Raw genomic sequence first — 1,511 nt, 5'->3', positions numbered from 1 at the left:
ATGTTTAACTTTGACAATGGGAAATCCTACCGCAATAAACAAATGGAACTGCTGGCGGCAAGAATCGGCTCCGTGCTGCATTATGACCAGCCTTATACTCCTACACAGAAAGCGAAAATCGAGCGTTGGTTCCGTACCATGAAAGACCAGTGGATGGCTTCCCTTGATATCCGGGATTTCCATTCTTTAGATGAGCTGCGCAGAAACCTGCTTGCTTACGTGAATTCCTACAATCAGGCTCCCCATTCCTCGTTGAAGGGGAAATCACCGCAGGAACGTTTTTTCTCTGAGCCTGATTGCTTCCACCGGCTTCCCGAAGATGATCTTGATAAATATTTCCTTCTGGAAATCGAGCGCAGGGTCTCTGCTGACAGCGTTATCGTAATCGGCCAGGTGGAGTATGAAGTGGACTGCCGCTTCGCAAAACAGCGTATAAGGCTCCGCTATTCCCCTGATTTAAAAAATATCTTCGTTGTGGAAGCGGACAAGACGCTCACACCCATACGCCTTTTAAATAAAACGGAAAATGCGTTTGCCAAACGCAAAAAAATACATTTATGCAGAGGAGAACAGGAATGATGGAATATTTTACAAGGTACGGTCTGGAATTCAATCCGTTTTTAAAGAATTCCAAAGAAATCTTAGTGGATACCAGCGAGCGCAGGGAAACGCTTTTCCGGCTGGATTATCTGGCTAAAACAAAGGGGTTCGGCCTTCTGACCGGCGCTGCAGGGTGCGGCAAGACAACCGTCATCCGCACATGGGCCGCAGGACTGAATCCTTCCCTGTACAAGGTAATCTATACCAGTCTTTCCACACTGACGGCAAACGATTTTTACCGAAATCTGGCCCAGGAGCTGGGCGCTCAGCCTTCCTTCCGCAAACCCGATAATTTCAGGACAATTCAGGAAGAAATCGCCCGCCTTTCCCTTGAGAAGCGAAAGACCCCTGTCATTATCATTGACGAAGCCAACTACATCAACAATGCCATCTTAAACGACCTGAAAATCCTGTTTAACTTTGAAATGGATTCCAGGGACAGGGCCGCCGTTCTCCTTGCCGGGCTTCCTAAACTGAATGCCACCTTACGGCTGGCGATCCATGAGCCGCTTTACCAGCGGCTCGTCATGAATTATAACCTGGAAGGGCTGTCTAAAGAGGAAGGACGCTCCTATATCCACGAAAAGTTAAAAGGCGCAGGCTGTAACCAGACTGTTTTCCATGAAGCTGCCGTGGAAGCAATCCTGAACGCTGCTGACGGAACACCGCGTATCATCAATAAGCTGTGCAATACCGGACTGCTCATTGGCGACAGCAGCAAATCAGAAATCATTACCGCCGACATTGCAATGCAGGCAGTCAACGACTGCGAACTTGGCTGATCCGAAATCCCTCACTCATTTAATGTGCGTGGGGGATTTTGAAGTTTCAAATAAAGTGATAATTCCGTTTTATATAATCTTCCGGGTGTATGTCTTTTCAGACAGAAACAGCGTCATTTAATGTGACGC

The 1,511-nt window shown here is 47.5% G+C and carries 2 protein-coding genes; both read left to right on the top strand.

All coding sequences use genetic code 11. The annotated features are described in order from the left end of the window. Window positions 1-579 (top strand): integrase core domain-containing protein (locus tag D7Y06_RS25085; RefSeq protein ID WP_147415787.1); only part of this gene is annotated, 579 nt, incomplete at its 5' end. Further along, window positions 576-1,382, top strand: coding sequence for an ExeA family protein (locus D7Y06_RS25080; RefSeq protein WP_243119515.1), 807 nt, complete (start codon window positions 576-578; stop codon window positions 1,380-1,382). The genes D7Y06_RS25085 and D7Y06_RS25080, both read left to right, overlap by 4 nt. Window positions 1,383-1,511 lie beyond the last annotated feature (129 nt).

The sequence above is a fragment of the Roseburia sp. 1XD42-69 genome (assembly GCF_003612565.1).
In the GTDB taxonomy this organism is placed as follows: Bacteria; Bacillota; Clostridia; order Lachnospirales; family Lachnospiraceae; genus Roseburia_B.
Note: the sequence above shows the minus strand (reverse complement) of the source record. Positions and strands in the feature narration are given on the sequence as shown.

Coding starts and splice junctions, on each gene's coding strand:
- D7Y06_RS25080 (WP_243119515.1), top strand. CDS start 576: ATGATGGAATATTTTACAAGGTACGGTCTGGAATTCAATCCGTTTTTA.